The 23,652-nt window shown below is 68.3% G+C and carries 23 protein-coding genes; 13 read left to right on the top strand and 10 right to left on the bottom strand.

Going from position 1 to position 23,652, the window contains the following annotated elements:
- Window positions 1-14: 14 nt before the first annotated feature.
- A complete protein-coding gene (locus tag EAF64_RS04475) occupies window positions 15-383 on the bottom strand; it encodes a hypothetical protein (protein ID WP_129067749.1) in 369 nt (122 codons plus the stop codon).
- Window positions 380-904: a DUF5817 domain-containing protein gene (locus EAF64_RS04470; RefSeq protein WP_129067748.1), complete on the bottom strand. Its 525-nt coding sequence runs from the start codon at window positions 902-904 to the stop codon at window positions 380-382. Before EAF64_RS04470 ends, EAF64_RS04475 begins: the two co-directional genes overlap by 4 nt.
- Window positions 905-993: 89 nt before the next feature.
- Between EAF64_RS04470 and EAF64_RS04465 the strand changes: the two genes are divergently transcribed.
- Window positions 994-1,785, top strand: a complete 792-nt coding sequence (locus EAF64_RS04465) for a hypothetical protein (protein ID WP_129067747.1) — start codon at window positions 994-996, stop codon at window positions 1,783-1,785.
- A 383-nt stretch (window positions 1,786-2,168) separates the two neighbouring features.
- Window positions 2,169-2,960: a hypothetical protein gene (locus EAF64_RS04460; protein ID WP_129067746.1), complete on the top strand. Its 792-nt coding sequence runs from the start codon at window positions 2,169-2,171 to the stop codon at window positions 2,958-2,960.
- 14 nt (window positions 2,961-2,974) lie between these two features.
- Here the strand turns inward: EAF64_RS04460 and icd are convergent, their stop codons facing one another.
- The 4 genes from icd to EAF64_RS04440 form a co-directional block, all read right to left on the bottom strand.
- On the bottom strand, window positions 2,975-4,237 hold the full coding sequence (icd, locus tag EAF64_RS04455) for an isocitrate dehydrogenase (NADP(+)) (protein ID WP_129067745.1): 1,263 nt from the start codon (window positions 4,235-4,237) through the stop codon (window positions 2,975-2,977).
- A gap of 107 nt (window positions 4,238-4,344) precedes the next feature.
- Window positions 4,345-6,729 carry a polyphosphate kinase 1 gene (ppk1, locus tag EAF64_RS04450; RefSeq protein WP_129067744.1) on the bottom strand — a complete coding sequence of 795 codons (2,385 nt, stop codon included), beginning with the start codon at window positions 6,727-6,729 and terminating at the stop codon, window positions 4,345-4,347.
- A gap of 2 nt (window positions 6,730-6,731) precedes the next feature.
- On the bottom strand, window positions 6,732-7,430 hold the full coding sequence (locus EAF64_RS04445) for a metallophosphoesterase family protein (protein WP_129067743.1): 699 nt from the start codon (window positions 7,428-7,430) through the stop codon (window positions 6,732-6,734).
- A 176-nt stretch (window positions 7,431-7,606) separates the two neighbouring features.
- Window positions 7,607-9,019 carry a hypothetical protein gene (locus EAF64_RS04440; protein ID WP_129067742.1) on the bottom strand — a complete coding sequence of 471 codons (1,413 nt, stop codon included), beginning with the start codon at window positions 9,017-9,019 and terminating at the stop codon, window positions 7,607-7,609.
- A 293-nt stretch (window positions 9,020-9,312) separates the two neighbouring features.
- On the opposite strand from EAF64_RS04440, the gene map reads away from it, so the two are divergent.
- Window positions 9,313-10,206, top strand: coding sequence for a type II methionyl aminopeptidase (map, locus tag EAF64_RS04435; RefSeq protein WP_129067741.1), 894 nt, complete (start codon window positions 9,313-9,315; stop codon window positions 10,204-10,206).
- A gap of 44 nt (window positions 10,207-10,250) precedes the next feature.
- Here map and EAF64_RS04430 read toward each other — a convergent pair whose 3' ends face one another.
- A complete protein-coding gene (locus EAF64_RS04430; RefSeq protein ID WP_129067740.1) occupies window positions 10,251-10,451 on the bottom strand; it encodes a DUF7835 family putative zinc beta-ribbon protein in 201 nt (66 codons plus the stop codon).
- Between the two features lie 274 nt (window positions 10,452-10,725).
- On the opposite strand from EAF64_RS04430, the gene EAF64_RS04425 reads away from it, so the two are divergent.
- Genes EAF64_RS04425 through EAF64_RS04410 form a run of 4 tightly spaced genes read left to right on the top strand, consistent with a single transcriptional unit; the run spans window position 10,726 to window position 13,668 of the window.
- Window positions 10,726-11,268: an HIT family protein gene (locus EAF64_RS04425; protein ID WP_129067739.1), complete on the top strand. Its 543-nt coding sequence runs from the start codon at window positions 10,726-10,728 to the stop codon at window positions 11,266-11,268.
- Between the two features lie 46 nt (window positions 11,269-11,314).
- Window positions 11,315-12,250, top strand: a complete 936-nt coding sequence (locus tag EAF64_RS04420) for a cation diffusion facilitator family transporter (RefSeq protein WP_129067738.1) — start codon at window positions 11,315-11,317, stop codon at window positions 12,248-12,250.
- A gap of 45 nt (window positions 12,251-12,295) precedes the next feature.
- Window positions 12,296-12,886, top strand: a complete 591-nt coding sequence (locus EAF64_RS04415) for a methyltransferase family protein (RefSeq protein WP_193767564.1) — start codon at window positions 12,296-12,298, stop codon at window positions 12,884-12,886.
- A 41-nt stretch (window positions 12,887-12,927) separates the two neighbouring features.
- Window positions 12,928-13,668 (top strand): sporulation protein, encoded by a 741-nt coding sequence (locus EAF64_RS04410; protein WP_227738876.1) that lies wholly within the window; start codon window positions 12,928-12,930, stop codon window positions 13,666-13,668.
- 21 nt (window positions 13,669-13,689) lie between these two features.
- Here EAF64_RS04410 and EAF64_RS04405 read toward each other — a convergent pair whose 3' ends face one another.
- Entirely contained in the window at window positions 13,690-14,949 is a 1,260-nt protein-coding gene (locus tag EAF64_RS04405) for a tRNA (N(6)-L-threonylcarbamoyladenosine(37)-C(2))-methylthiotransferase (protein WP_129067736.1), read from the bottom strand.
- A 46-nt stretch (window positions 14,950-14,995) separates the two neighbouring features.
- Window positions 14,996-15,631 (bottom strand): deoxyribose-phosphate aldolase, encoded by a 636-nt coding sequence (deoC, locus tag EAF64_RS04400; protein WP_129067735.1) that lies wholly within the window; start codon window positions 15,629-15,631, stop codon window positions 14,996-14,998.
- Between the two features lie 79 nt (window positions 15,632-15,710).
- Here deoC and EAF64_RS04395 point away from each other — a divergent pair, with 79 nt between their 5' ends.
- From EAF64_RS04395 to EAF64_RS04380, 4 genes are all read left to right on the top strand, one after another.
- Window positions 15,711-16,535 (top strand): DUF63 family protein, encoded by an 825-nt coding sequence (locus tag EAF64_RS04395; RefSeq protein ID WP_129067734.1) that lies wholly within the window; start codon window positions 15,711-15,713, stop codon window positions 16,533-16,535.
- A 290-nt stretch (window positions 16,536-16,825) separates the two neighbouring features.
- Window positions 16,826-17,500 (top strand): hypothetical protein, encoded by a 675-nt coding sequence (locus EAF64_RS20795; protein ID WP_193767563.1) that lies wholly within the window; start codon window positions 16,826-16,828, stop codon window positions 17,498-17,500.
- 45 nt (window positions 17,501-17,545) lie between these two features.
- Complete coding sequence (locus EAF64_RS04385) at window positions 17,546-18,271, top strand: nucleoside phosphorylase (protein ID WP_129067733.1); 726 nt, start codon at window positions 17,546-17,548, stop codon at window positions 18,269-18,271.
- Between the two features lie 65 nt (window positions 18,272-18,336).
- The gene (locus EAF64_RS04380) at window positions 18,337-19,917 is read left to right on the top strand and encodes an HPP family protein (RefSeq protein WP_129067732.1); all 1,581 of its coding nucleotides are present in this window, start codon (window positions 18,337-18,339) and stop codon (window positions 19,915-19,917) included.
- A 3-nt stretch (window positions 19,918-19,920) separates the two neighbouring features.
- Here the strand turns inward: EAF64_RS04380 and EAF64_RS04375 are convergent, their stop codons facing one another.
- A complete protein-coding gene (locus EAF64_RS04375) occupies window positions 19,921-21,090 on the bottom strand; it encodes an NAD-binding protein (RefSeq protein WP_129067731.1) in 1,170 nt (389 codons plus the stop codon).
- Window positions 21,091-21,180: 90 nt separating this feature from the next.
- Between EAF64_RS04375 and EAF64_RS04370 the strand changes: the two genes are divergently transcribed.
- Both EAF64_RS04370 and EAF64_RS04365 read left to right on the top strand, forming a co-directional pair.
- A complete protein-coding gene (locus tag EAF64_RS04370; protein WP_129067730.1) occupies window positions 21,181-22,413 on the top strand; it encodes a potassium channel family protein in 1,233 nt (410 codons plus the stop codon).
- Window positions 22,410-23,600, top strand: coding sequence for a TrkA C-terminal domain-containing protein (locus EAF64_RS04365; RefSeq protein WP_129067729.1), 1,191 nt, complete (start codon window positions 22,410-22,412; stop codon window positions 23,598-23,600). The genes EAF64_RS04370 and EAF64_RS04365 overlap by 4 nt, the downstream gene beginning before the upstream one ends.
- Window positions 23,601-23,652 lie beyond the last annotated feature (52 nt).

The raw sequence follows: 23,652 nt of genomic DNA, 5'->3' as shown, positions 1-23,652 counted from the left end.
ACCTCGGGTCGCCGTCACCTGGCGTCGCGGTTCCGGGAGACCTGCACGACCAGCGCGACGGCACCGCCGACGACCACGGCCAGGCCGAGGACGAGCGCCGTCTCGCTCCCCACCGCGGGTGCGAGCGCGAGCAGCCCCCAGCCGACCGCGCCGACGGCGTGGGCCGTCCCGATGAGTCGCTGTCCGCGTCGGAGGTAGACCACGCCGCCCAGTCCGAAGCCAAGCGCGAGGACGACCGTCGAGAGCGCGACGGGTCTGACCCGGAGGCCGCCGAGCGCGAGCGGATCGACCACCGGTTCGGCAAGAAAGAGCAGGCCCGCCAGTCCCACGAGCGTGCCGACGGCGGCAGACCCGTAGTCGATGTCACGGTCGCGGAAGCTCATAACAGTCTATAGGTGCCGCCGCTCTCGGTCACTTCGCCCCGGCGGACGAGTCTGTCGAGGGCGTCCCGGACGTACTCGGCCGGGACGCCGCGCTCGGTGGCGTAGTCGACGACGCTCGCTTCGGTCGGCGCGTCCTGCTCGCGGAGCGCTTCGAGCACCGTCCCCTTGCGGCTCTGTCCGCCGCCCGCCCCCTGCTCGGCGCGGTCGGCGGCGGCACCGACCGCCGCGGTGTCGACGCCCGACTGCTCCAGATACTCCGCCTCGTCCACGCCGGCCTCGTCGAGGTAGCGGTCCATCTCGGCGAAGGAATCCAGGTCGGCGAAGGCGTCCTCGTGCCCCTGACGCTTGGCCAGCATCGCCGCCCGGACCTCACGCGCGTGGTCCGGGTCCTCGGTCGTGACGAACTGCTTGAGTTTCGAGAACTTGCGACTCGTCCCACAGCGGGGGCACTCCGACCGCTCCGGGCGGCCCTCGACGACCCGGAGCGCGTCACAGTCGCTGCACCCGACCACCGCGTACATGGTCGTCAATGGGGCCCGTTCGGGGAAGAATCTGCCGTCCCGTCCGCGAGGCGAACCGTTAGGTGGGTCCGGTCCCTGTACTGCCACGAATGCGACGCTCCCGCGCCGTGGCCGCTGTGTGTCTCCTCGTCGCCCTGGCTGGGTGTGGCGGACTCCTCGACGACCGGGCGACGCCCGAACCCGTCGAACTGGGGAACGCGTCCGTCCCTGCGGGGATCACGGCCGACGGCGTCGACGCGTCGACGCTGGCCGCGAACCACGACGCCGTTCTCGGATCGACCAGCTACACCGTCCGGGTCAGCGAGGTCGTCACGAGCAACGGGACCGTCCTGCGGAACGCGACCCGGGACCGGAAAGTCGCCGCGGGCGCCGACCGGTACCTGTTCCGGCGCGTCCAGCGAACGAACGGCTTCCCCACGTCATCGCTCGCCCCGGTGTTGACCTACTGGTACGACGGGACGGCCGTCATCCAGCGAATCGGGACCGGCGCGGACGCCCGGGTCGACCGGTTCCCCACCGAGCCACCGGGGCCGCTCCGCGACCCGACGAGCCACCGGGGCGTCGCCCGCATCTTCGGCGCGTTCGAGTTGCGCCCGAATCGCACCCTCGGGGACGGGCCGGTCCGGCTGACCGCGGTTCGGCTCGTCGATCCGGCAGTCGCACCGACACCGTCGTTCGTCGGCCCGCCGCGGAACGCGTCGCTGACGGCCGTCGTCGACGGCCAGGGGTACGTCCGACGCTACAGCTACGCGTACGACGCCGGCGCGAGCAGTGTCTCGGGACCGGTCCGTGTGGTTCGCCGCGTCCGGTTCGTCGCTGTCGGTGCGACGACCGTCGAGCGGCCGGGCTGGGTCGACGACACGGCGGGCGGTGGAGCCTGATCCACCCCGGTGGTCCCGTGGTTCGGCTCGCTGGTGATCCCGTCACTTCCCGCCTGACTCGAACGTATCCGATCCGACCCTGAGCGTCGCGGTGACGGGTGCGTCCAACTCCGGCGAGCCCGACAGCCGCACTATCGCCTGACGCCTGTCAGCTCCGACGTCCAGTCGCGTGTCCGGGTCCGGTGGCGTCCGAGTCAGCGTCGCCGTGGGCTCGTCTCCGCCCGGTTCGAGCGAGAGGTACGACACGTCACCCGGGCCGAACGACCGGTCCGTCCCGAGCGTAAACTCCTGTCCCCGGGCCGAGAACTCGACGGTCGTGTTCGCGGGGACCGTCGACCCGCCGGATCACAAAACATTCGTGGCGGTCGTCGGAATCGGCTGGTGTGCGCGAGCCCTCCCTGTTCGCCCTCGGAGCCGGCGGCTACGTCGCCGGCACCGTCGGGACACTCCTCGTCCTGCTCGGTCCCACGGCCGCCCCGCTCGTCGTCGCGGCCGGCGTCGCGGTCGCGACCGCGCTGGCCGTGACCGGAGCCGTCAGCGCCGTCTCGACGCCCGCCAGTGTCGAGCGGTTCCAGTCCCTGCCCGCTCAGGTGCCCGTGGTCGTCGCCCCGGTCGTCCTGACGGCCCCGGTGGTGACCGTCCACTACGGGCTGCTGGGTCCCGGCCGTGACGTGTTCGGTCCCGGGATGGTCGGCGTCGCCGTCGCCTTTCTCGGCGCGGTTGGGATACTGCAGGCCGCCGAACGGCGGTACGCCCGCCGCGTCGAAGCCGAGAGCGACGTGCGCGTCGTCCTGCCCGACCCGAGCACCGACGGCCCCGGCAGGCGTGGGCAACTCGCCGGCCGCACACTCGGGATCGTCGCGCTGGCACTGTTCGTCGGCTCCGCGTTACTCGGCGACGGCCTCGACACGACCTGGCTGTTCGCCACGCTCGCGGGGCTGGTTCCCCTGCTGGCCGCCCGGCAGGACGCCGAACTGGTGGTTCTGGACGCCGGCCTGAAACAGGGTGTGTCGATCCGACCGTGGCGCGACTTCGAGAGTTACGAGATCACCGACGACGAACTGGTGATCCGAGACGGGAGCTGGTTCCCGCGGGCGTACGCGATCCCGCGTGCAGAGATCGACGACGAGGACGCGGCCGTCGCTGCGCTGTCGCGGTATCTGACAGAAGAATAGCGACCGACGGCCGTTCAGGCCAGGTCGTGGATGTTGTCGGCGACGCGTTCGGCGTACTCGCTGCAGGCGAGTTTCTCGCCGCCCTGGATCTGTCGTTCGATGTCGTAGGTGACGTGTTTTCCCTTGATCGTCTCCTCGACGGCGTCCCGGATGAGTTCACCGGCGTCCTTCCAGCCCATGTACTCGAGCATCAGCTTTCCGGAGAGGATCATCGCCGTCGGGTTCACCTTGTCCTGGCCGGCGTACTTCGGGGCCGAGCCGTGGACGGGTTCGGCCAGACAGCGGCCGTCACCGAAGTTCGCGCCGGGGGCGATGCCGAGGCCGCCGATCTGGGCGCCACAGGCGTCGGAGAGATAGTCGCCGTTGAGGTTGGGCATGGCCAGCACGTCGTACTGTTCGGTGCGGGTGAGGATCTGCTGGAGCATGTTGTCCGCGATGCGGTCGTTGACGACGACGGCGTTCTCCGGCTGTTCGCCGTCGCGTTCCTCCCAGAGCGTGTCCTCGGTGATGACCTCGCTGCCGTACTCTTCCTCCGCGACCTCGTAGCCCCAGTCCCGGAACGCGCCCTCGGTGAACTTCATGATGTTCCCCTTGTGGACCAGGGTGACCGAGTCGCGGTCGTTCTCCAGGGCGTAGTCGATCGCCTTGCGGACGAGCCGCTTCGTCCCGAATTCGGTGATGGGCTTGATGCCGATGCCGACAGGGCCCTCGTGGATGGTCTCGTCGTACCCCATCTCGTCTTCGACGAACTCACGGACCTTCTCGGCGCCCTCGGTGCCGGCCTCCCACTCGATGCCGGCGTAGACGTCCTCGGTGTTCTCCCGGAAGGTGACCATGTCCATCTGATCCGGGCGGGTGACGGGCGAGGGGACGCCCTCGATGTGGTAGGTCGGCCGGACGTTGGTGTACAGGTCGAGTCGCTTCCGGAGTGCGACGTTCAGCGAGCGAAAGCCGGCACCGACGGGCGTCGTCAGCGGCCCCTTGATGCCGACGTTGAACTCCCGGAACGCCTGCAGTGTGTCCTGGGGGAGGTTCTCGTCGTACTGCTCGCGGGCAGTTTCGCCAGCGTAGACCCGCATCCAGTTGATCGAGCGGCCGGTCGCTTCCGCCGCCGCCTCGAGTACCTTCTGTGCGGCCGGACCGACGTCAACGCCGATACCGTCGCCGTAGATGATGGGGATGATGGGGTTCTCCGGGACCGAAAGCTCGTCGTTGTCCGGATCTACCACCTCGATTTTGTCCCCGTCCGCGGGCACGTCGACCTTCTCGTAGGGCATATCTCGGAACATCACACGTCGGGCTAAAAGGCCTACCGCTTCCTGGGAAACTGTAGACAACGACCGTGGTATTTCTGAACTGTCACACCGAAACTGACCCGCCGCCGTCAGACCGGGCCGTCCCGGTCCACGTCGATGTCGGCCCGGGCGAGCGGGTCCTCCAGGTCGAACACTGGATCGCTGTCGCTCGTGGCACGCGCCCTGGCAACCGCCTGCTCGGTCCGGGCCATCAGCAGTTCGTGGGTGTCCCGTACTGGCTCGCCCTCGTCGGGCGTCACTCGCTCGTACTCTCCGTCCGGCCCCATCTCCCAGGCCCGTCGGTTGTCCGCGAGCATGATTGTCACGATCGCCCGGAGGTGCTGGCGGAGCGACTCGTCCTCTATCGGCGTGATCGCTTCGACCCGCCGGTCGAGGTTCCGTGTCATCCAGTCGGCCGAGCCGGTGAAGTACTGGGGCTCGCCCGGTTCCGCCGTGTCCGTGTCGACGGTCGCGCCGTTCCCGAAGTAGAAGATCCGGGAGTGTTCGAGGAAGCGCCCGACGATGCTGCGCACCGAGACGGTGTCGCTGACGCCGTCGATTCCGGGCCGTAACCGACAGATGTCCCGGACGACCAGGTCGATCTCGACCCCGGCCATCGACGCTTCGTACAGCTCCCGGACGAGGTCGGGGTCCTCCAGCCGGTTCATCACGCAGACGATCTTGCCCGCCTCGCCGTCGGTCGCCTCGGCGACGGCCGCCTCGTTGCGGATCAGATCCCGGAACCGCCCGCGCATGTTCTCCGGCGCGATCAGGAGCTTCCGGTAGGTCTCGTACAGGGAGTGCCCGGTGAAGAAGTTGAACAGCCGCACGAGGTCCTGCCCCACGTCCCGGTCGGCGGTCAGCAGGCCGAGGTCGACGTACGTCTTGGCCGTCTGGGAGTGGTAGTTGCCGGTGCCGACGTGGGCGTACTGGCGGACGGTGTCGCCCTCCTCGCGGACGACCAGGGCCGTCTTCGTGTGTGTCTTCAGCCCCAGCGTCCCGTAGGCGACGTGGATGCCTTCTTCTTCGAGGCGTTGGACCCACCGGAGGTTGTTCTCCTCGTCGAAACGAGCCTTCAACTCGACCATCACGGCCACCTGCTTGCCGTTCTGTGCGGCGTCGATCAGGCTCTGGATGACCTGTGAGTCACGGGCCGTCCGGTAGATGGCGGCCTTGATGGCCAGCACGTCCGGGTCCTCGGCGGCCGTCCGGAGGAACCGCTGGACGGTGTCGTCGAAGGAGTGGTACGGGTGGTGGACGAGGATGTCGTCACGTTTGATCTCCGCGAACAGGTCGGTCTCCTCGCCGTCGCTCGGGAGCAGGCGCGGGTGGGGCTGGGGCGTCCAAGACTCCCGCTGCAGTTCGGGCCGGTCCAGGTCCGCGATCGTGAGCAGGTCCCGGTAGTCGAGCATGCCACGGCGCTCGACGACCTCCCGGTCCGCCAGATCGAGCTGGTCGACCAGCAACTCCCGGACGGCGACGGGCATGTCTTCGCTGATCTCCAGGCGGACGACCGTCGCGAACCGCCGCTCCTGGAGCACCCCCTGGATCATGTCGATGAGGTCCTCGGCGACCTCCTCGTTGCGCCGGACTTCGGCGTTGCGCGTCACCCGGAACATGGAGTGGTCGAGCACCGCGACGTCGGGAAAGAGCAAATCGAGGTTCGCCGCGAGCAGGTCGTCGATGCTGACGAACCGGGTCCCGTCCCCGGCCGCCTCGCTCACGTCCCCGAGCCTGACGAACCGCGGTCTGTTCTCGGGAATCTTGATCCGGGTGAACGTGGGGTCGTCTTCGCTCTCGGTCAGGACCGCCATCGAGAGGCTCAGGTTCGAGATAAACGGGAACGGGTGGGCCGGGTCGAAGGTCAGCGGCGTCAGCGTCGGCAGGATCGACTCCTCGAAGTACGATCGCAGGTCCGCGCGCACGGCCGGGTCGAGGTCGTCGTGATCGACGATCTCGATGCCCGCCTCCGCCAGTGCCGGTTCGATCTCCTGGACGAAACAGTCCGTCTGTTCGGCGAACAGCGGGCGCGCCTGCGCGAAGATTTCTTTCCACTGTTCCTCGGGGGTCCGGCCGTCCGGCGTCAGCTCCGAGACGCCCGCGGCCATCTGCTGTTTGAGGCCCCCGACCCGCTTCATGAAGAACTCGTCCATGTTCTTCGTGAAGATAGCGAGGAACTTCACCCGCTCCAGCAGCGGGTTTCGCTCGTCGAGTGCCTCCTCCAGCACGCGACGCTGGAAGGCCAACTCGCTCAGCTCGCGGTTCAGGAAGTACTCCGGATCGGTCAGAGCAACGTCCTGCGTCGTCGAGGCCGCTTCGTCTCCGGCCGTCTCGGCTGCCGTCTCGTCGTCGGATCGTTCTCCGTCGGCGCTGTCCGCCAGTTCCGGGCTCGTAGCGTCCGTGTCGTCGTCTTCGGTTCCGGTCTCGGTTCGCCTCTCGCTTCCGTCGTCGGGCGTGGTGTCGTTCCCGTCCATCCTCAGGCGGTGGGATCGACGATCTTCCGGTCGGCGCGTTGTTGATGGGTCCGGGCGGCGTCGACGCTGAACCACTCGCCCGAACGGGTGGCGAGCGCGGTCAGGGACCCGCCGTACACACAGCCAGTGTCCAGCCCGACTGCCCACTGCGTATCGACCGGATCGTCGAGGACGGTGTGTCCGAAGAACACCCGCGGCGGCCCCTCGTACTGCTCGAACCAAAAGGGGCCGTCGTAGCCGTTCCCCGCCGGGATCGACCGGGTTTCGAGCAGGTCCTCGACGCCGTGACTCTGCAGGGGTCGCGTGGGGTCGACACCGCCGTGGACGACGAGTCCGCCGTCCCAGGAGAGCGCGACAGGCAGGCTCTCGATGTAGGCCTCGACGGGATCGAGTTCCGGGCGCGACACCTCACCGTTCAGTACTTTGGCCTCGTTGTTTCCCCTGACGCTCGTGGCGTTGTCCCGGTCGCGAACGAACTCGACGACCGCACGACTGTTCGGTCCCTTCCGCACCAGATCGCCGACGAAGACCACGAGGTCGTCATCGTCGGGGGCCATGGCCGTCCAGAGCTGCCGTAATTCGTCGAGACAGCCGTGTACGTCGCCGACGACGAATATCTCGTCGTACCGGTCGGCATCGATCCGGCGGTGGAGCGGTGATATCGCCGGGCCGAACTCGACGGGTGCGTTCACCTCGCTCATCGGTTCTCCCCGGCCGACTCACTCCTGCGGTCACCGTCCTGGGTGGTCGCTCCGACTCTATCCATACCCTCGAGAGGTTCTACCAGTCCTAAGGAAATTACTAATACGTATACTGTCTTCTCTATGCCGATACATAGCGGAACGTATCCGCAAGCGAAAGCCCCCGCTGGGCCCTCTCAGAGCGGACCGCCCGGCGTGGTCGTCTCTGTGGGCGTCTCACCCTCCGTCGGAGTTGCGCCCTCGGCTGGCGTCTCGGTCCCGGGTTCCAGCGGCGTCGCGGGCGTCGCTTCTGGTTCGCCGACCGGCGTTCCCGTCTCGCCGGGGGTGCCCGCGGGCGTCGCCGCTTCGGTGTCGTTGGTGACCGTCACCGTGCTGGTGACGACCGAATCTCTGGTCTCGACGAACTGGCTGTAGGCACCGCTCTCGAGGTCGGCGGCCGACACGTTGATCGTCACGGTGCGGCGTTCGCCGGGGTCGAGGATGACCAGTTCACGCTGTGCGGCGGTCGGTTCGATCCGGTAGCCGACGTACCCGACGGTCCGCTGGTCGTCGGCGTTCACCACGGTGATCGAGACCGTGTAGTTCTCGTCGGCCGCGACCTCCGCGGGCGCGGACACGTTCGCGACGTGGAACTGGCTGTAGGCCTCGGTCAAGCGGGCGCTGACGCGACTGGCGGTCGCGGACTCGACCTCGACCTGCGCCACCTGGCTGTCGGCCGCCGGTCCGCCACCGGCCTGTGCCTGCTCCGGGGGTGCTCCCGGTCCGGGCTCACCCGCCGGCGTCGCACCTGCGGTGGTGTTCGCTCCAGTCGCCCCGTCGGCCTCCGGAACGGCGGTCGTGACGACCATCTCCTCGACGTTCAGGGTGGTCACGTTCACCCGCTGGACCGCGACGGACTGCCCCTCGCCGGTTCCCTGGTCACCGTCGGGCGTCTCCTGGGGACCGTCCGCCTGGTTCCGGAGGTCGAACACCGGCGTCTCACCTGGCGTGCCGGGTTCGGCCGGCGTCTCACCTGGCGTGCCGGGTTCGGCAGGCGTCTCACCTGGCGTGCCGGGTTCGGCCGGCGTGCCGGCGGGTTCTCCCGCACCCGCGGTTTCGTTCTGCTCCTCGAAGGTCAGCGAGCCGACCTCGACCCGTTCGACCGAGAGCGTCGCGATCCGGACGCTGTCGACCTGGTCGGCCGCCGGTTCACCCGCTGCTCCGCCGGGCGTCGCCGCGCCCGGGGCCGTCTCGTTGGCCTCGCCGGGCGTGGCTGGCGGTGCCCCCCCTGTGAGTTCGTCGGCGGTGACGCCCGGCAACTGCAGCGACGAGATCTCGACGTCGACGAAGGTGCCGTTGGATATCGTCCGGTTGTCGCTCGCCAACTCGTCGACCGTCAGCCGGCCGACGGTGACGTTCTCGACGGTGGTGTTCTGCAACTGGAGTCGTTCGACCGTGACGCCGTGGAGCGCCACGCCTGTCGTCGCTACCGTCTCGTCGGTGGTCGTGGTCTGTCGCGTCGCCCGTTCCCCGCCCGCAGTCAGGGCGACTGTGGCCGCGACCACGAGCAGGAGCGTCGCTGTCACTGCCGCGAGGTACTTGTCTCTCATCCACCAGCCGTTCCCCGACCCCGGAAATAAGGTGCCCAGACCGTTTTCGCGGCGTAGCGACCGACTGTCTCCGATAAGCGGTCGCTGATTGTCGGTCGGTTACGGAGCGGCCACGGATTGGAACCGATTCCCCCCGACGTGCGCGCGACTGGGCACCGTCCCGTGAGCGGGTAAGCACCGAATTTCACCGGATTCGTCGGGTGGGTCCCGCCGGCGTCGGTCGAGTGGAGGAGACGTGTCGACTGACCCGCTGGAGCGCAACTCCTTTGCCGCCCTTCGCCGAACGGGCGGGTATGACCGACGTGGACCTAGACGCCGAGCAGTACGAGAAAAACCGGGAGGCAGGCGAGATTCTCGCCGAAGTACGCAACGAGGCCGCCGACCGGGTGGCCGTCGGTGCGAGCCACCTGGAAGTCGCCGAGTGGGCCGAAGAGCGGATCCGCGAACTCGGTGGCGAACCCGCGTTCCCGGTGAACATCAGCATCGACGAGGAAGCCGCCCACGCCACGCCGGGGGTCGACGACTCGACGACGTTCGGCGAGGACATGGTCAACCTGGACATCGGGGTCCACGTCGACGGCTGGCTCGCCGATACCGCCGTCACGGTCGACCTCTCCGGCAACGACGAGCTGGCCGAGGCCTCCGAGGCCGCCCTGGAGGCCGCCCTCGATACCGTCGAAGCCGGCGTCGAAACCGGCGAGATCGGCGCGGTCATCGAGGAGACCATCGACGGCTACGGGTTCAACCCCGTCGTGAACCTCACGGGGCACGGCCTGGGCCACTGGCAACAGCACACGCCGCCGAACATCCCGAACCGCGCGGTCGACCAGGGGATCGAACTCGAAGTCGGCGACGTGGTGGCCATCGAACCGTTCGCCACCGACGGCGGCGGCAAGGTCCGGGAGGGCAGCGAGGAGGAGATCTTCGCGCTCGAATCCGAGGGCTCGGTCCGGAATCGTGCGGCCCGGCAGGCCCTGAACCAGATCACCGAGGAGTTCAAGACGCTGCCGTTCGCCACGCGCTGGCTCGACGTAGGCCGCCCCGAGATGGCACTCCGCCGGCTGAAACAACAGGACATCCTCCACGGCTACCCGGTCCTCAAAGAAGAGGCCGGCTGTCTCGTCAGTCAGAAAGAACACACCGTCATCGTGACCGAGGACGGCTGTGAGGTCACGACGCGGCTGTAACGGCCGCTACCGGGACTCGGGTCTCGGAGACGTCGATGTCAGCGTCAGGCGTTGTTCATCCGCAACACGGTCCGAGCGCCACAGACCCGACACTCGCTGACGCGGTAGGGTTCGCGCGAGTACTCGGCGTTCTCCGGGGTGGCACTCTCCGTGAGGATCTGCACCGACACCTCGTGGGGCGTCTCGCGACTACACTCCTCGCACTCCTCTGTCATCCCGTCGGACGCGTCGTTCGTCGCTGACATCGTACCACCTCCTTCCGCCGAAGAGAGCATAAAAACCCCAATCCGTTCTGCTTCGTTCACGGGACTTTCCGTCGCCGTCTTGCGTTCTTCCGTGAAACGGTCCGAGAAGAGATAAAATCGTTTATCGCCACTTCTCGTGGCTTCGACCTGGTATTAAACTGGAAAACGGCCGAATGATTTATATACTATGCTGGCGGAGGCTTCGGGGATCGAACCGGTCGGTGTCGACAGGGGTCTCCGTGGCGATTAAGCCACGGGCGGTCACAGGGCCGGCATGGAGCAGGTGTTCGCGCCCTGGCGGATCGACTGGATCGAGCGACCCGACAAGAGCGAGGACGTCGACGGGTGTGTGTTCTGTGCGTTCGCGGAGCGTGACGACGATCGGACGAACAAGGTCGTCGCCAGGAGTGACCACGCCTTCGTCCTGCTGAACAACTACCCGTACAACCCGGGGCACGCGATGGTGATCCCCCACCAACACACCGGGGACTATCGCGACCTGGACGAGCCGGTCCTCACGGACCACGCGCGTCTCAAACAGCGGACTATCGAGGCCATGGAGACCGCACTCCGCCCGCAGGGGTACAACGCTGGACTCAACCTCGGCGGCGGTGCGGCCGGGGGGTCCATCGACGACCACCTGCACACCCACGTCGTCCCCCGCTGGGAGGGCGACACGAACTTCATGCCGGTCATCTCGGAGACCCAGGTCATCGTCGAGGCCGTCGAGGATACCTACGACCGGCTCCACGAGGGATTCGCCGAGCAGGACGGCGCGACGATCCCGGACGAAGACAGCGCGGTCGAATTCGTGTAGGGGCTCGACAGGGCGACTTTTCTACCCGGGTGTCCAAAGCCGGACGATGGCACGCTCGACGGCGCTCCGGCGGGTTGGCCTCGTGGTACTCGGGGTCAACCTCCTGCTCGCGCTGGCCAAGGGCGGGGTCTGGTATCTCACCGGCAGCCTCGCCGTCGGGTCCGAGGCGGTCAACAGCCTCGCCGACACCGTCTACAGCGTCGTGATCGTCGCTGGCCTCTACCTCACCACCCGACCGCCGGACTTCGAGCATCCCCACGGGCACGAGCGTATCGAGCCGTTCGTGGGGCTGTTCGTCGCACTCGGTATCTTCGCGGCCGGTGGGGCCGTCATCTGGCAGGCCCTCACCGCCGTCCTCGCCGGCCCGACAGCCACCACGTCCAACCCGGCCGCCGTCGGCGTCCTCGCGCTGGCTGCCGTCACGAAGTACCTCCTCTACCGGTACTGTCTGCGCGCTGGAGAAGCCCACCGCTCGCCCGCCCTCGTCGCGACGGCGCTGGACAACCGCAACGACATTCTCACCGCCGTGGCGGCCTTGGGCGGGGTCGTTGGCGCGGCGCTTGGCTTTCCGCTGCTCGATCCCCTCGCCGCCGCCGTCGTCGGTATCGGCATCCTCTACACTGGCGTCGAAGTCGTCCGGGACAACCTCGACTACCTCGTCGGGGCGGCCCCGCCTGAGGACCTGCGGGCCGAGATCGTCAGGCGGGCGCTCGCTCACCCCGACGTCGAGGGCGCACACGACGTGATCGCCCACTACGTCGGCCCGGAGATCGACGTGAGTCTCCACATCGAGGTCGAGGGCGACCGCACGCTGCTGGAGGCCCACGACATCGAGACGGCCGTGATCGAGTCGGTCCAGGAACTCTCGGAAGTCGACGACGTGTTCGTCCACATCGACCCGAAGGAAGCCGGCGAGTGGAAACCCGACGAGGAGGTCGACCGACTCGCCGACCACGGTCCCGACCCCGAGGGCCGGAGTTGAGTGGGACCACGAACACTTACGATGATTTCGGTCCCACGTCCGCCAATGTCGCCCTCGCTGATCGACACGCCACCGTACACCTACGTGTTCTACGCCGTGTTCTTCGGGTGGTTCCTCGTGAACTCCCGGCTGCTCGGCCGTGAGCGGTCCGGTGACGTCCGCCGCGAGCGCCGCCACTCGAAACGCGTCCTCTGGGCCGCGACGACGGGCGGGCTCGTGGTAGCGCTGGGGTGTCACTATCTGATCGGATGGGCGGCGATGGCGGCCCCTGAACTGGCCTTCTGGACCGGCATCGGCCTGTTGATCGCCGGCGCGATCATCCGGGAGTACGCGGTACGGACGCTGGGCCGGTTTTTCACCGTCGACCTCGGCGTCGACACAGACCAGCCCGTCGTCGACGAGGGCCCCTACGCCTGGGTTCGCCACCCTGGCTATCTCGGTAGCTTCGTCTCGCACGCCGGGATCGGCGTCGTCCTGGCGAACTGGCTGAGTTTCACGGCACTCACCCTGTCACTGCTGGCCGGCTACTGGTACCGGATCCGGGTCGAAGAGGACCTCCTCCGGACCGAACTCGGTGCTGCGTACGAGGCGTACGCCGAGCGGACGCCCTATCGGCTGGTCCCCGGTCTCTGGTGACCTAAAAACATACAAGTCGTGTGAACGAACAGACAGCCGAGATGAAACGAATCCTCTCGAGCGTCGGCATCGGCTCCGCCGAGGTCGACCTCGTCCTCTCGGACACGACAGTCACGCGGGGCGAAACCGTCGACGCCGACGTCGAGGTGATCGGCGGCAACACCGACCAGGAGGTCGAGGAGATCTACTACGCGATCCTCACCCAGTACGCCGCCGACGACACGCGCCGGACGGGCGTCGTCGACGAGGGACCTCTCGTCGACGGGTTCACGGTCGACGCCGGCGAGGAACGCTCGATCGACGTGGCACTGGACATTCCGCCGGCGACGCCGGTGACGATGGGCGGTACGAGCGTCTGGATCGAGACCGGCCTGGACATCGAGTGGGCGGTCGACCCCGACGACCACGACGACCTGCAGGTCCAACCCGACGAACGCACCCGTGACCTGCTGGAAGCGATGGAAGCGCTCGGCTTCCGCTACGACAGCGCCAACAACGTCGCCGACGAGAACGGGCAGTTGACGAGCGAGTACAACTTCGTCCAGGAGTTCGAGTTCAAGCCCCGAACCGGCGAGTACGTGGGCGAACTCGACGAACTGGAGATCGTGCCGTTGCCGGACGAGGACCACGTGGAGTTCGTCGTGGAGATCGACCGCGACGCCGACGCCCTGATCGAGATGGCCGGTGCCGACGAGTCCATCACGACGGTCACCTTCGAGGGCGTCGACGAAGAGGACAGGCTGGCCGAGAAGTTCGCGTCAGCTATCGACCGCAAACTGTAGCCGGGTGCCGGAGTCTGCCGGTCAGACCGGCTCGCCGAACGCGTACACCGTGTTGTGGCTCGTGATCTCCACGTCGACCGTGTCACCCACTGCCAGTCCCCGCTGCTCTGCGTCGGCAATCACGACCTGTCGGTAGGCCTCGTCGTAGCCGACCAGTGACTCCTCTGTGCCGTCCTCGGTGAGCAGCACCGACTGCTCGGTGCCGACCATCTCCTCGTGAGCCTCGCCCACCAGGTCCATCTTCAGGTCCGTCAGCTCCTTCGACCGGTCCTTCTTGACCTGGCCGCCCAGCCCCTTCATATCGGCGGCGTCGGTGCCGGGCCGCTTCGAGAACCGGGTGACGTTGATCTTCTCCGGGCGCGTCTCGCGCATGAGCGCCAGGCTCCGCTCGTGGTCCGCGGGCTCTTCGGTCGGGAAACCGCAGATGAAGTCCGTCGAGAGTGTCCAGTAGTCCAGATACTCGTCGAACGTCTCGACGACTTCGACGTACTCGGCGACGGCGTGCTGGCGGCGCATGTCCGCGAGCACGTCGTCGCTACCCGACTGGACGGGCGCGTGCAGGAAGTTGTAGAGTTCGTCGTTCTCGGCGAACACCCGAGCCAGCTCGTCGCGGACGCCGTGGACGCCCTTCGGGTTGGCCATGCCCACGCGGACACGGAACTCGCCGTCGATGTCACAGACCCGGTCCAGCAGTTCCGGGAGCAGGCTCTCGCCCTGGTTGACGTCCCAGCCGTAGACGCCGGTGTCCTGCCCGGTGATCCGGATCTCCTTCGCGCCGGCGTGGACGAGTGCGCGGGCCTTCTCGACGTTCTCGTCGACGGTCGGCGAGTCGATCCGGCCGGTCGCCTGCTTGGTGATGCAGTACGAACAGTCGCTCATACAGCCACGGGCGATGGGGAGGATGCCGACGACGCCGTTCAGCACCGGGTCGGTCCCGTCGGTGACGGTCGGACACTCACCGTTGAGGACGTGGTCGGGGACCTCGTCCCAGTGGAGGATCTCGGCGTCGACATCTTCCTCGCGGAAGAGATCGCCCTGTGCGAGCGCCATACAGCCCGTCACCACCAGATCGCCGGGCGTCTCGGCGTCGAGTTCTTTGGCCCGCCGGAGCATGTTCTGCTCCGTCTTTTCCAGGACGGTGCAGGTGTTGAGGATCGCTACGTCGGCGGCTTCCGGGCCGTCGACGGGGTGGTGGCCCCCCTCGCGGAGCGCCTGCTCGATCTGCTGGGTCTCACCTCTGTTGGAGGTACACCCGTACGTCTCGATGTGATAGCGGGCCATTCGCTACTCTCGACTCCGTGCTCACCGAGCAAAAACGAAACGGATCCTACTCCCGGGCCGCGCGCCACTCCTCGACTATTGTGACGCCGCTGCTGGCCCCGATCCGCTCGGCGCCGGCCTCGAACATCGCCTCGGCGTGCTCCCAGCTCCCGACCCCGCCGCTGGCTTTTACCGGTAGGAACTCGCTCAGCAGGGCCACGTCCTCGACGGTCGCGCCACCCTCGCCGAAACCGGTGGCGGTCTTGAGCATGTCGGCGTCGGCCGCGACGGCGAGTTCGGCCGCTCGTTCGGCCTCCGAGTCGGTCAACAGCGGGGCTTCGACGATTACTTTCACCGGGAGCGGTGTCGCCGCGACGACTTCGGCGATTTCCTCCCGGTACTCGTCGTCTTCCCCGCCGAGCAGGCGGCCGGCGTTGGCGACGAGATCGAGTTCGTCCGCGCCGTCCTCCCAGGCGCACTCGGCTTCCTCTGCTTTCGCCGTCGGGGCGTGCTGGCCGTGTGGGAAGCCGATCACGGTTGCGACCGTCGTCTCGGGTGCGTAACTCGACGCCATGTCGACGTAACACGGGGGGACGCAGGCGTTCGTGCCGTACTCGATGGCTTCGTCGAGGACGGCCAGCACGTCGTCGCCCGTCGTCGCCGGTCCCAGCACCGTGTGGTCGATCCGCCCGGGAACGTCCATGCCCCCGATAGCGGCCGCCGGGATAAAAATCGACGTGGCCGACCGGAAGGCTTTCGGCCGCTGCGCGACCCCCTCCGCCATGTTCCTCCAGATACTTCCCGAGGGACTGGTCGTCCCAGGACTGGCGTATCTGCTCGGTCTGACGGTCGTCGGTATCGTGGTGGGCGCGGTGCTCCTCACCCGCCGTCCACCGGTCACGCAACGACTGGTCGTTGCCTTCACGCCGTGGATGGCGGCGGGCGCGGCGTTCCACGTCCTCTACCAGCTGGAGGCGGTCTCCGATGCCGTCGCCCCGCTGTTCTCGGCCCCGACGGTGTACGGGACGACGTTCCTCGTCGCCGGTGGGATCTGGGCGGGACTGGTGCTCGCGGAGCGGCCGGTCCCGCCGGCACTCGCGGCGACTGGTGGCGTGGCGACCCTGGCTGGTACCGCGCTGGTCGTACAGACGGCCACGGCCCGGGGCACGTTCGCGCCGATGTTGCCCGTCGCCGCACTGGCGGCCTCGATCGTCGTCGCGATCGTGACCTACGCCGTCCTCGACCGGATCCGTCCGACCGTGACGGCGCGGACCGGAACGCTGGGCGCGGTCGTCGTGTTCGGCCACGCGCTGGACGGTGTCTCGACGGCCGTCGGCGTGGACCTGATCGGGAGCGGCGAACGAAGTCCGATTCCTGCGGCGATCATGGAGTTCGCCGGCACGCTGCCGACGGCGTCGGTCGTCGGTAAAGGGTGGCTGTTCGTCCTCGTGAAGCTGCTGATCGCGGCCGCCGTCGTGGTCCTGTTCGCCGACTTCGTCGAGGAAGATCCCACCCAGGGCAACGCGGCGCTGGGCGTGGTCGCGGCCGTCGGGCTCGGGCCGGGGACGCACAATCTTCTGCTGTTCAGTGCCGCTGGACTGTTCTAAGCGCCGCTGGTCGGCGTGATTTCCGAAAGGGAACGAGAGTGAGGGTCGGTACCGGTCAGCCCCGTGGTGTTGGGCGTAGTCCGTCCGGCGTGGTTGCGGACGCGTGGTGTTGGCTTGGAGTGGCGTGCTCCCACTTCCCCCGCGCCCTCATCACACCCATGTTCACCCGAGAGTATAAAGGTTACTGCTCGTGAACCTTACTTCGTAAGGACGAAATTCGCGTTAATCAGGTCTGAAGTCGCGATCTAGACTCCCCAAGATTAATGCGCATGGCTGAAATATGGATTCCCATGCCCTCAGACTCCGGTTCCGAGGAGTATCCGCGGGCACCCGCCCAGAAGGCCCGGGACGAGAACATTCTGGGTGTCTTCGAGGGGACGGACGATCCCGTCCTGACCACCTCGGAGGTCGCGGAGGAACTTCCGATCGGGAAGCGTGCGACGCTGAACCGACTGGAGGACCTCGTGGACCGGGAGGAGCTCGACTCGAAGGACGTGGGAGTCGGTCGCGTGTGGTGGCGCGCCGCGCCCGACGCGGACGAACCCGACCCGGACGGAGTGGCGGAACCGGAACCGGCGTCTACCGGGCCTGCGACGCCTGCGGAGACGCCCGAGGCACCGCCGGCACCCCCGGCGGCTCCGGCGACCGGATCCGACGACGCCGCGGAACCGCTGGAGACCGAGAGTCCCCGCTGGGCCTTCGTCGGGAGTCTCGGCCGGCACTCGATCCTCGCCGGCGTGTTCCTGCTCGGCCTCGTGATCGTCGAAGCGATCACTCAGCCCCAATCCTTGCTCCCGGTACCGATGATCTCACTGACGTTGACGGCGTTCGTCTTCTTCCTGATCGGGTTCCCGGCTCGGGGTGCCTACCGGGCGAAGAAGTTCTTCGAGTCGACGGACCTGTCGGTCTCGCAGTTCATGGGACCCGTCGGCCGCCTGATGGGCCGGGACGACTCGAAGTCCTGACCGCCGATCCCCGCCCGTTTTGTAGCCGCTGGCCTGAAAGACCCCATGGCCAAACAGCCACACCTGCTGGTCGAACCGGGTGACCTGGCGGACGTCGCGCTCCTGCCGGGCGACCCTGGTCGCGTCGACCGCATCGCCGATGCCTGCGACGAGGCGACGACCGTCGCACAGAACCGCGAGTACAAGGTCGTCAACGCCACCTACGGGGGCCGCGATCTGACGGTCTGTTCGACCGGGATCGGTTGTCCGTCGGCGGCCATCGCCGTCGAGGAACTCCACGCCGTCGGCGTCGAGACCGTGATCCGGGTCGGTACCACCGGTGCGCTCCAGTCCGGGATCGAGATCGGCGACATGGTCGTCGCCACGGGCGCGGCCAAAGACGAGGGAACGACCGGTCGCTACGAGGCCGACACCGTGCCCGCGGTGCCCGACTACGGCGTCCTCTCGGCGCTGGTCGACGGCGCAGAAGCCAACGGCGAGGACGTTCACGTCGGGCCGGTCGCCACGGACGACGCCTTCTACGCCGAGACCGACGAGTACGTCCAAGCGTGGGAAGCGGCGGGGCTGCTGGCCGTCGAGATGGAGGCTGCGGCGATCTTCTCGCTGGCCCGCCGGAAGGATATGGCGGCCGGCGCGATCTGTACCGTCGACGGGAACCTGGTCGAGGGGACCCAGAAAGGCGAGACAGAGGCCGACGAACTCCCCGAGAAAGCGAAAAACAACGTCGAGCGGGCCATCGGCATCGCGCTGGACGCCGCGACGGCCCTCTGAACCTGCCCGACTCGACACGCCGACGGCGGCACGCAGTTAAAGTAGGCGGCTCCTGAAGAACTGGTATGCGCGACCGGGTGCGCGAACGACTCGCCGCCGCACGGGCCCGAGTGCGCCGGTTCGAGCGCCGCGAACTGTGGACGATCCGTCGCTGGCTGGAGAACACGCGGAACCTCGTCCACCTCTCGGTGCTCGTGTTCGTACCCCTGCTCATCGCCGCCGTCACCTGGCTCTCGAATCTGGTGTCGGTTCTGCCGTTCCTGCTCTTTCCGCCCCTGGCGTCGGGGACGTACACGCTCTTCGCGAGGCCGGAGAGCGAGTACGCCTCGCCGACGCGGTTCGTCGGCGGGTTGACCGTCGGCGCGCTCTGTGGCTGGCTCGCGTACGCCGTCGCGACCGCGCTCTGGGCGGCACCGGGCCGCACGGCCGTCGATCCCGGGGCCGCGGCGTTCTCGGTCTTTCTCACGGGACTGGTGACCTGGTTGCTCGCCGTCGAGGAAGCCTCCGCCTACTCCAGTGCCCTGCTGGTCCACGTCATCGACGTCAGCAGCGCGAACTCGATCACGCTCGACGTGATGGCGGGCCTATCGGTGGCGTTCACGCCGCGACTGGCCTACGTCGGGAGCGTCCTCGCCTCCTCGACGCTAGTCGCCGGCGTCTTCCTGCTGTGGCGCGAGACCTTCTTCGAGGAACGAGCCCGCTATCTCTACCAGTCGACGAAGGGCGACGACCACGTGCTGGTGCCGATGCGAACCGACGACGCCGAAGCGACGGCGATGCTGGCCGCGAAACTCGCCGCCGCTCACGAGGCCGGGAAGGTCGTCCTGCTGGACATGGTCGACGACGAGCAGGTGGCGGCCGCCGAACGACGACTCCTCGACCGGACGGCCGGCGCCCGGGCGGACGGTGGTCGCCCGGACGACCCCGAGGCGGGCGGCGACGCCGGCGACTCGGACCCTGCGGGCGCGGAGGGCGAACTCGACGCCGAGGCGCTCGACGAGATCGCCGAACATCGCGCCGCCTCGACCGCCGTCAACCGACTGGAAGAACAGGCCGCACAGATCGAGACGAAAGTCGGCGTCCCCTGTGAGGCCGTCGTGGCCACGACCGGTGGAACGCCGGCTGCGACTGTCATCTCGACCGCCCACGAGGCCAACTGCGACCTGATCGCGACGCCGTACGAACAGCGCCACGGCAGCCTCTCGCCGTTCGTCCGACTCCTCTTCCGTGGCGACGTGGACGTCCTCGTCCACCGCTCCTGTGAGGGTCGGACGCGCTGGCGCCGCGTCCTCGTGCCGGTCCGTCGGGCCGGCGACGTGGCCCACGCGATGATCGACTTCGCGCTCCGGTTGACTGGCCGGACCGGCCACGTCGGCGTCGCAAACTGTCTGCAGGGTGATAGCAACCGTCGCCGTGCGGAGAACATGCTCTCGGATCTGGTCGCGCCCTTCGACGGTTCGCTGGAGACGCGCGTCTCGCGGGCTCGGATCGAGGACTTCCTCTCGGAGAACGCGACGAACTACGACCTGGTGTTCATGGGCGCGAGCATGGACCGGAGCCGTGCTTCGCGACTGGTCTCGCCGCCCACCTTCGAGCGCATCCGCGACCTGGACTGTGACGTGGCCATCGTCGACCGCAACCGCTGAGAATCACCCGCCTGGCACGCTCCCGCCGGAACTCTCGAGCAACTGGTCGGCGACGGTCTCGACGTTCTCGTCGCCCAGTGCCGACTCGACCAGCAGGTGACCACCGATCACCATGGGGCTGATGACCGTGTCCGCGCCCGCGCGTCTGAGCTTCTCGACGTTCTCGCGGTCGGTCGCGCCCGCGACCACCCGGATGTCGGCGTTGAGCGACTTCGCGGTGAGGATCGCCAGCGCGTCGTTGGCGTCGTTGTTGGTCGCCGCGACGACCGCGCGGGCGTCCTCGATGCTCGCGCGATGGAGCGGGTCCTCGTCGCTGGGGTCGGCCGATAACACCGCGATGTCCCGGGCGTTGAGTTTCGCCGCCGCGTCCTGATCCGGCGTGATGACGACGAAGGGTGTCGTCCCGTCCAGTTCGTCGATGATCGGTTCCGTCAGGTCGCCGTAGCCGAGGACGATCACGTGGTCCTCGAGCAGTTCGAGTTGTCGTTCTGTCATGGTGCCGAGCGCTTGTGCGAATCGCGCCTCGATGGCCGGGCCCAACAGTGATCCCAGCGCGAGCGTGAAACTCGCCACGCCGAGCACGAGCACGGAGATCGAGAACAGGCGCGCCTGCTGGGAGGTGGGGATCGCGTCACCGTACCCGACCGTGCTGGCGGTGACGATGGTGTAGTACACCGCGTCGAGGAGGGTCTCGACGTTCGCGAAGTCTTCGCGGAGTCGGTAGGTCCCGGCCGTGCCGTAGACCATCGTGCCGACGAGGGCGGCCGTCGCCGCGAGCTGTGTCGTCGACAGGTCGATGTTCCGGTCGAACCGGCGATAATTGACCAAGACGAAGGGGAGCGAGAGCAGTGAGAGCGCGATCAACGGCGTGGAGAAGATGCTGGACTGAGCGAGCCCCTGGATCGCGGTCACGGGCAACAGGAAGACGGTCGAATACCACGCGATCCGGAGTCCGCGGCGGAGCCCGAACACGCTGCCCAGCATCAGAAAGCCGGTGAGTGCGCCCGTGAAGCCGGCCGCCCGCTCGATATCTTCGGGGATGTACGTGGCCAGCGGTCCCGAAACCTCCGTGACGCCGATGTTGATGACGCCAGTCGCGAAAGAGAGGATAGCGACGAGCGTCACGAGCACCAGCGTCACACGAGTGCCGAACAACACGCGCCGGGACGCCATGCTCCCCCGTCCGACGTGAGCGCGGATAAAACCGCCGAACCGGACACATGCCGGCGGTACTGGTTTGTACGAGGCGGTCCCAGCGGGCCCATGGCCTCTCTTCCGGTCGAAGTTCTGCTGGGCATCTACCTCGGCTTTCTCACCGGTATCGTTCCCGCGCTGGTCGCGTGGACGCTGGGTTTCGGCTTCAAGTACTTCACCGGCGTCTCGATCCCCGGGTTCGGTGTGGTGGTGCTGGCGGTCGCGCTGGCGGGCGTCAGCGGCGGCCTGCTGGCACTCGCGGATCCCAGCGTCACGCAGGCGACCAACGCGCCGACGCTGGTGACAGCGATCTTGGTGGTGACGGCGCTGTCGCTGTACGCCCACGCCAAGGGCGACCAGCTCGGTGCGAACGCACCCCGGAAACTCTCCCTGTCGAAACTCCGCGAGCGCACGCTCTCACGGGATCTGTCCGATCTGGTCGCCGGCGGCCAGGTCCGCATCGACGTGGTCGGCGACGTGTCGGACATGGAGGGGTACCCGCCGCTCTCGGACGACCTCCGGACCGAGATCCGCGAGGCCGAGTACACCTTCCCGGCGGATCTGCGCGTCTCGGAGCTGGAAGAGCGGGTCGCCGAACGGCTCCGGACGGAGTTCGACCTCGGGGACGTGACGGTGACCATCGACGAGCGCGGCCGGGCGTCGGTCGCGGCCGCGCCGCCCTTCTCGGGTCTCTCGAAGCGCGTGCCTGCGGGCAAACGGGCCGTCTCGGTCGACGCCCTCGTCCCGACCGGGCTGGCCCGCGGCGACGAGGTGACGCTCATCACGGCCGACGCGCAGGTCCGCGGGACGGTCCTGAGCGCGAAGTCCGCCGACCTGGAGGCCGACAAGCGCCTGACCGCACCGACGACACCCGCCCACGTCGAGGACGACGACGCGGAGTCGACCCCCCGGGCCGTCCGTGCGCCGACGACGGCCGGCGGTGAGGGACGGCTCACGGCCGCGGTCACCCGGACCGACGCGGAGCCGCTGGTCCGGGCCGACCGGGCCCGCGTCGTCGTCGAGGCGCGGGGGACCCGGCTGGAGTACGAACTCATCTCCCTGCTCCGGCGCACCGGCAAGCGGTTCCGCCGGTTCACGGTCGCCGCCGAGAGTGACCTCGACGGCGTGACGCTCGGGGCTGCCAACGCCAGGGAGACACACGGCGTGGCGATCCTGGCCGTCAGGAAACCGACGGGCTGGCAGCTGGTGCCCCAGGGCACGACCGCGCTGGCCGGCGGTGACGAAGTGTTCGCGGTCGGACCGCCCGACAGACTCGACGCGTTCGGGGAGGTGGTCGTGTGATCCTGCAGGCGGGCACGCTGTCCGACCGGCTGGCGCTCGCGCTCGCGCAACTGGTCGGCCTCGCCGTCCTGGCGGGCGTCCTCTCCGGCATCGTCGTACTGCTGTACCGGTGGTACACGCGCGACCGGATCCAGCGTGGGCTCCCCGTGCTGGTCGGCCTCGCCGGTGTCTCGGTCTCGCTGAACACGATGACTGCGCTCGGGCAGGTGATCGAGCCGACGGGCGCGAACAGCCCGCTCTCGCCCGAGACCGCGCTGTTCAACATCGCAGCGTTCGTCGTCGCGGGTCTGACGGCCGCCGGGGCCGTCGACGTGGGCGACCGATTCGGCAACGACCTCTTCGCCGCGACCGGGAGCACCAGCGTCGAGGGCGAGGTCAGCCGCGTCGTCGAGGCCGTCGGCCGCGTGATCGCGGTCGACCTCCCCGAGGAGATCGACGACATCGTCGGCTACGACCCCGTCGCCGCCGAGACCAAAGCGCAACTCGCCAACCGGACCTTCCTCTTTCCAAAGCGGCTGACCGTCTCGGATCTGGAGGACCGACTGCGAACCCGGATCAAGGGCGACTTCGGCGTCGGCCACGTCGACGTGGACCTCGCGGACGACGGCAGCGTCGAGTACCTCGCCGTCGGCGCGCGGGTCGCGGGTATCGGCCCGACGCTCCCGCCCGAGACCGCCGCCGTCGCCGTGCAGGCCGACCCCGCCTTCGCCGCCAGTTCCGGCGACGTGGTGCAGGTGTGGCGACCCGACCCGTTCGAGCGGGTGACGACCGCCGAAGTTCGGGGGATCGCCGGCGACGTCGTGACCCTCGCCGTCGACGCCGCCGACACGCCCAAACTCGACGCCGAGACGGAGTACCGGCTGATCACCCTGCCCGTCGAGTCACGGACCGACCGGGAGTTCGCCTCCCTCCTGCGGGCCGCAGAGGAGACTATGAGCGTCGTCGAGATCGAGTCCAGGAGCCCGCTGGCGGGCCAGCCCGTCGGCTCGCTCGACGTGGCCGTGATCGCGGTTCGGCAGGCCGACGACGGCATCGAGGCGCTCCCGGACCGGAGCCACGTCCTCGCGGCCGGCGACGCGGTCTACGCCGTCGCGAAACCCGAACGGCTGCGCAAGCTCGAAGCCGCCGCGACGGCTCCCGAAGCGACCGCGCCCACCGAGACGGCCGACGCCACCGACGACGACTGACGGGCGGTTCGACCTGAACCGCCGACCGTGCGAGCGGGCCCAGAGCCCGCGA

This window comes from Halorientalis pallida (assembly GCF_004118325.1).
GTDB lineage: Archaea > Halobacteriota > Halobacteria > Halobacteriales > Haloarculaceae > Halorientalis > Halorientalis pallida.
Note: the sequence above shows the minus strand (reverse complement) of the source record. Positions and strands in the feature narration are given on the sequence as shown.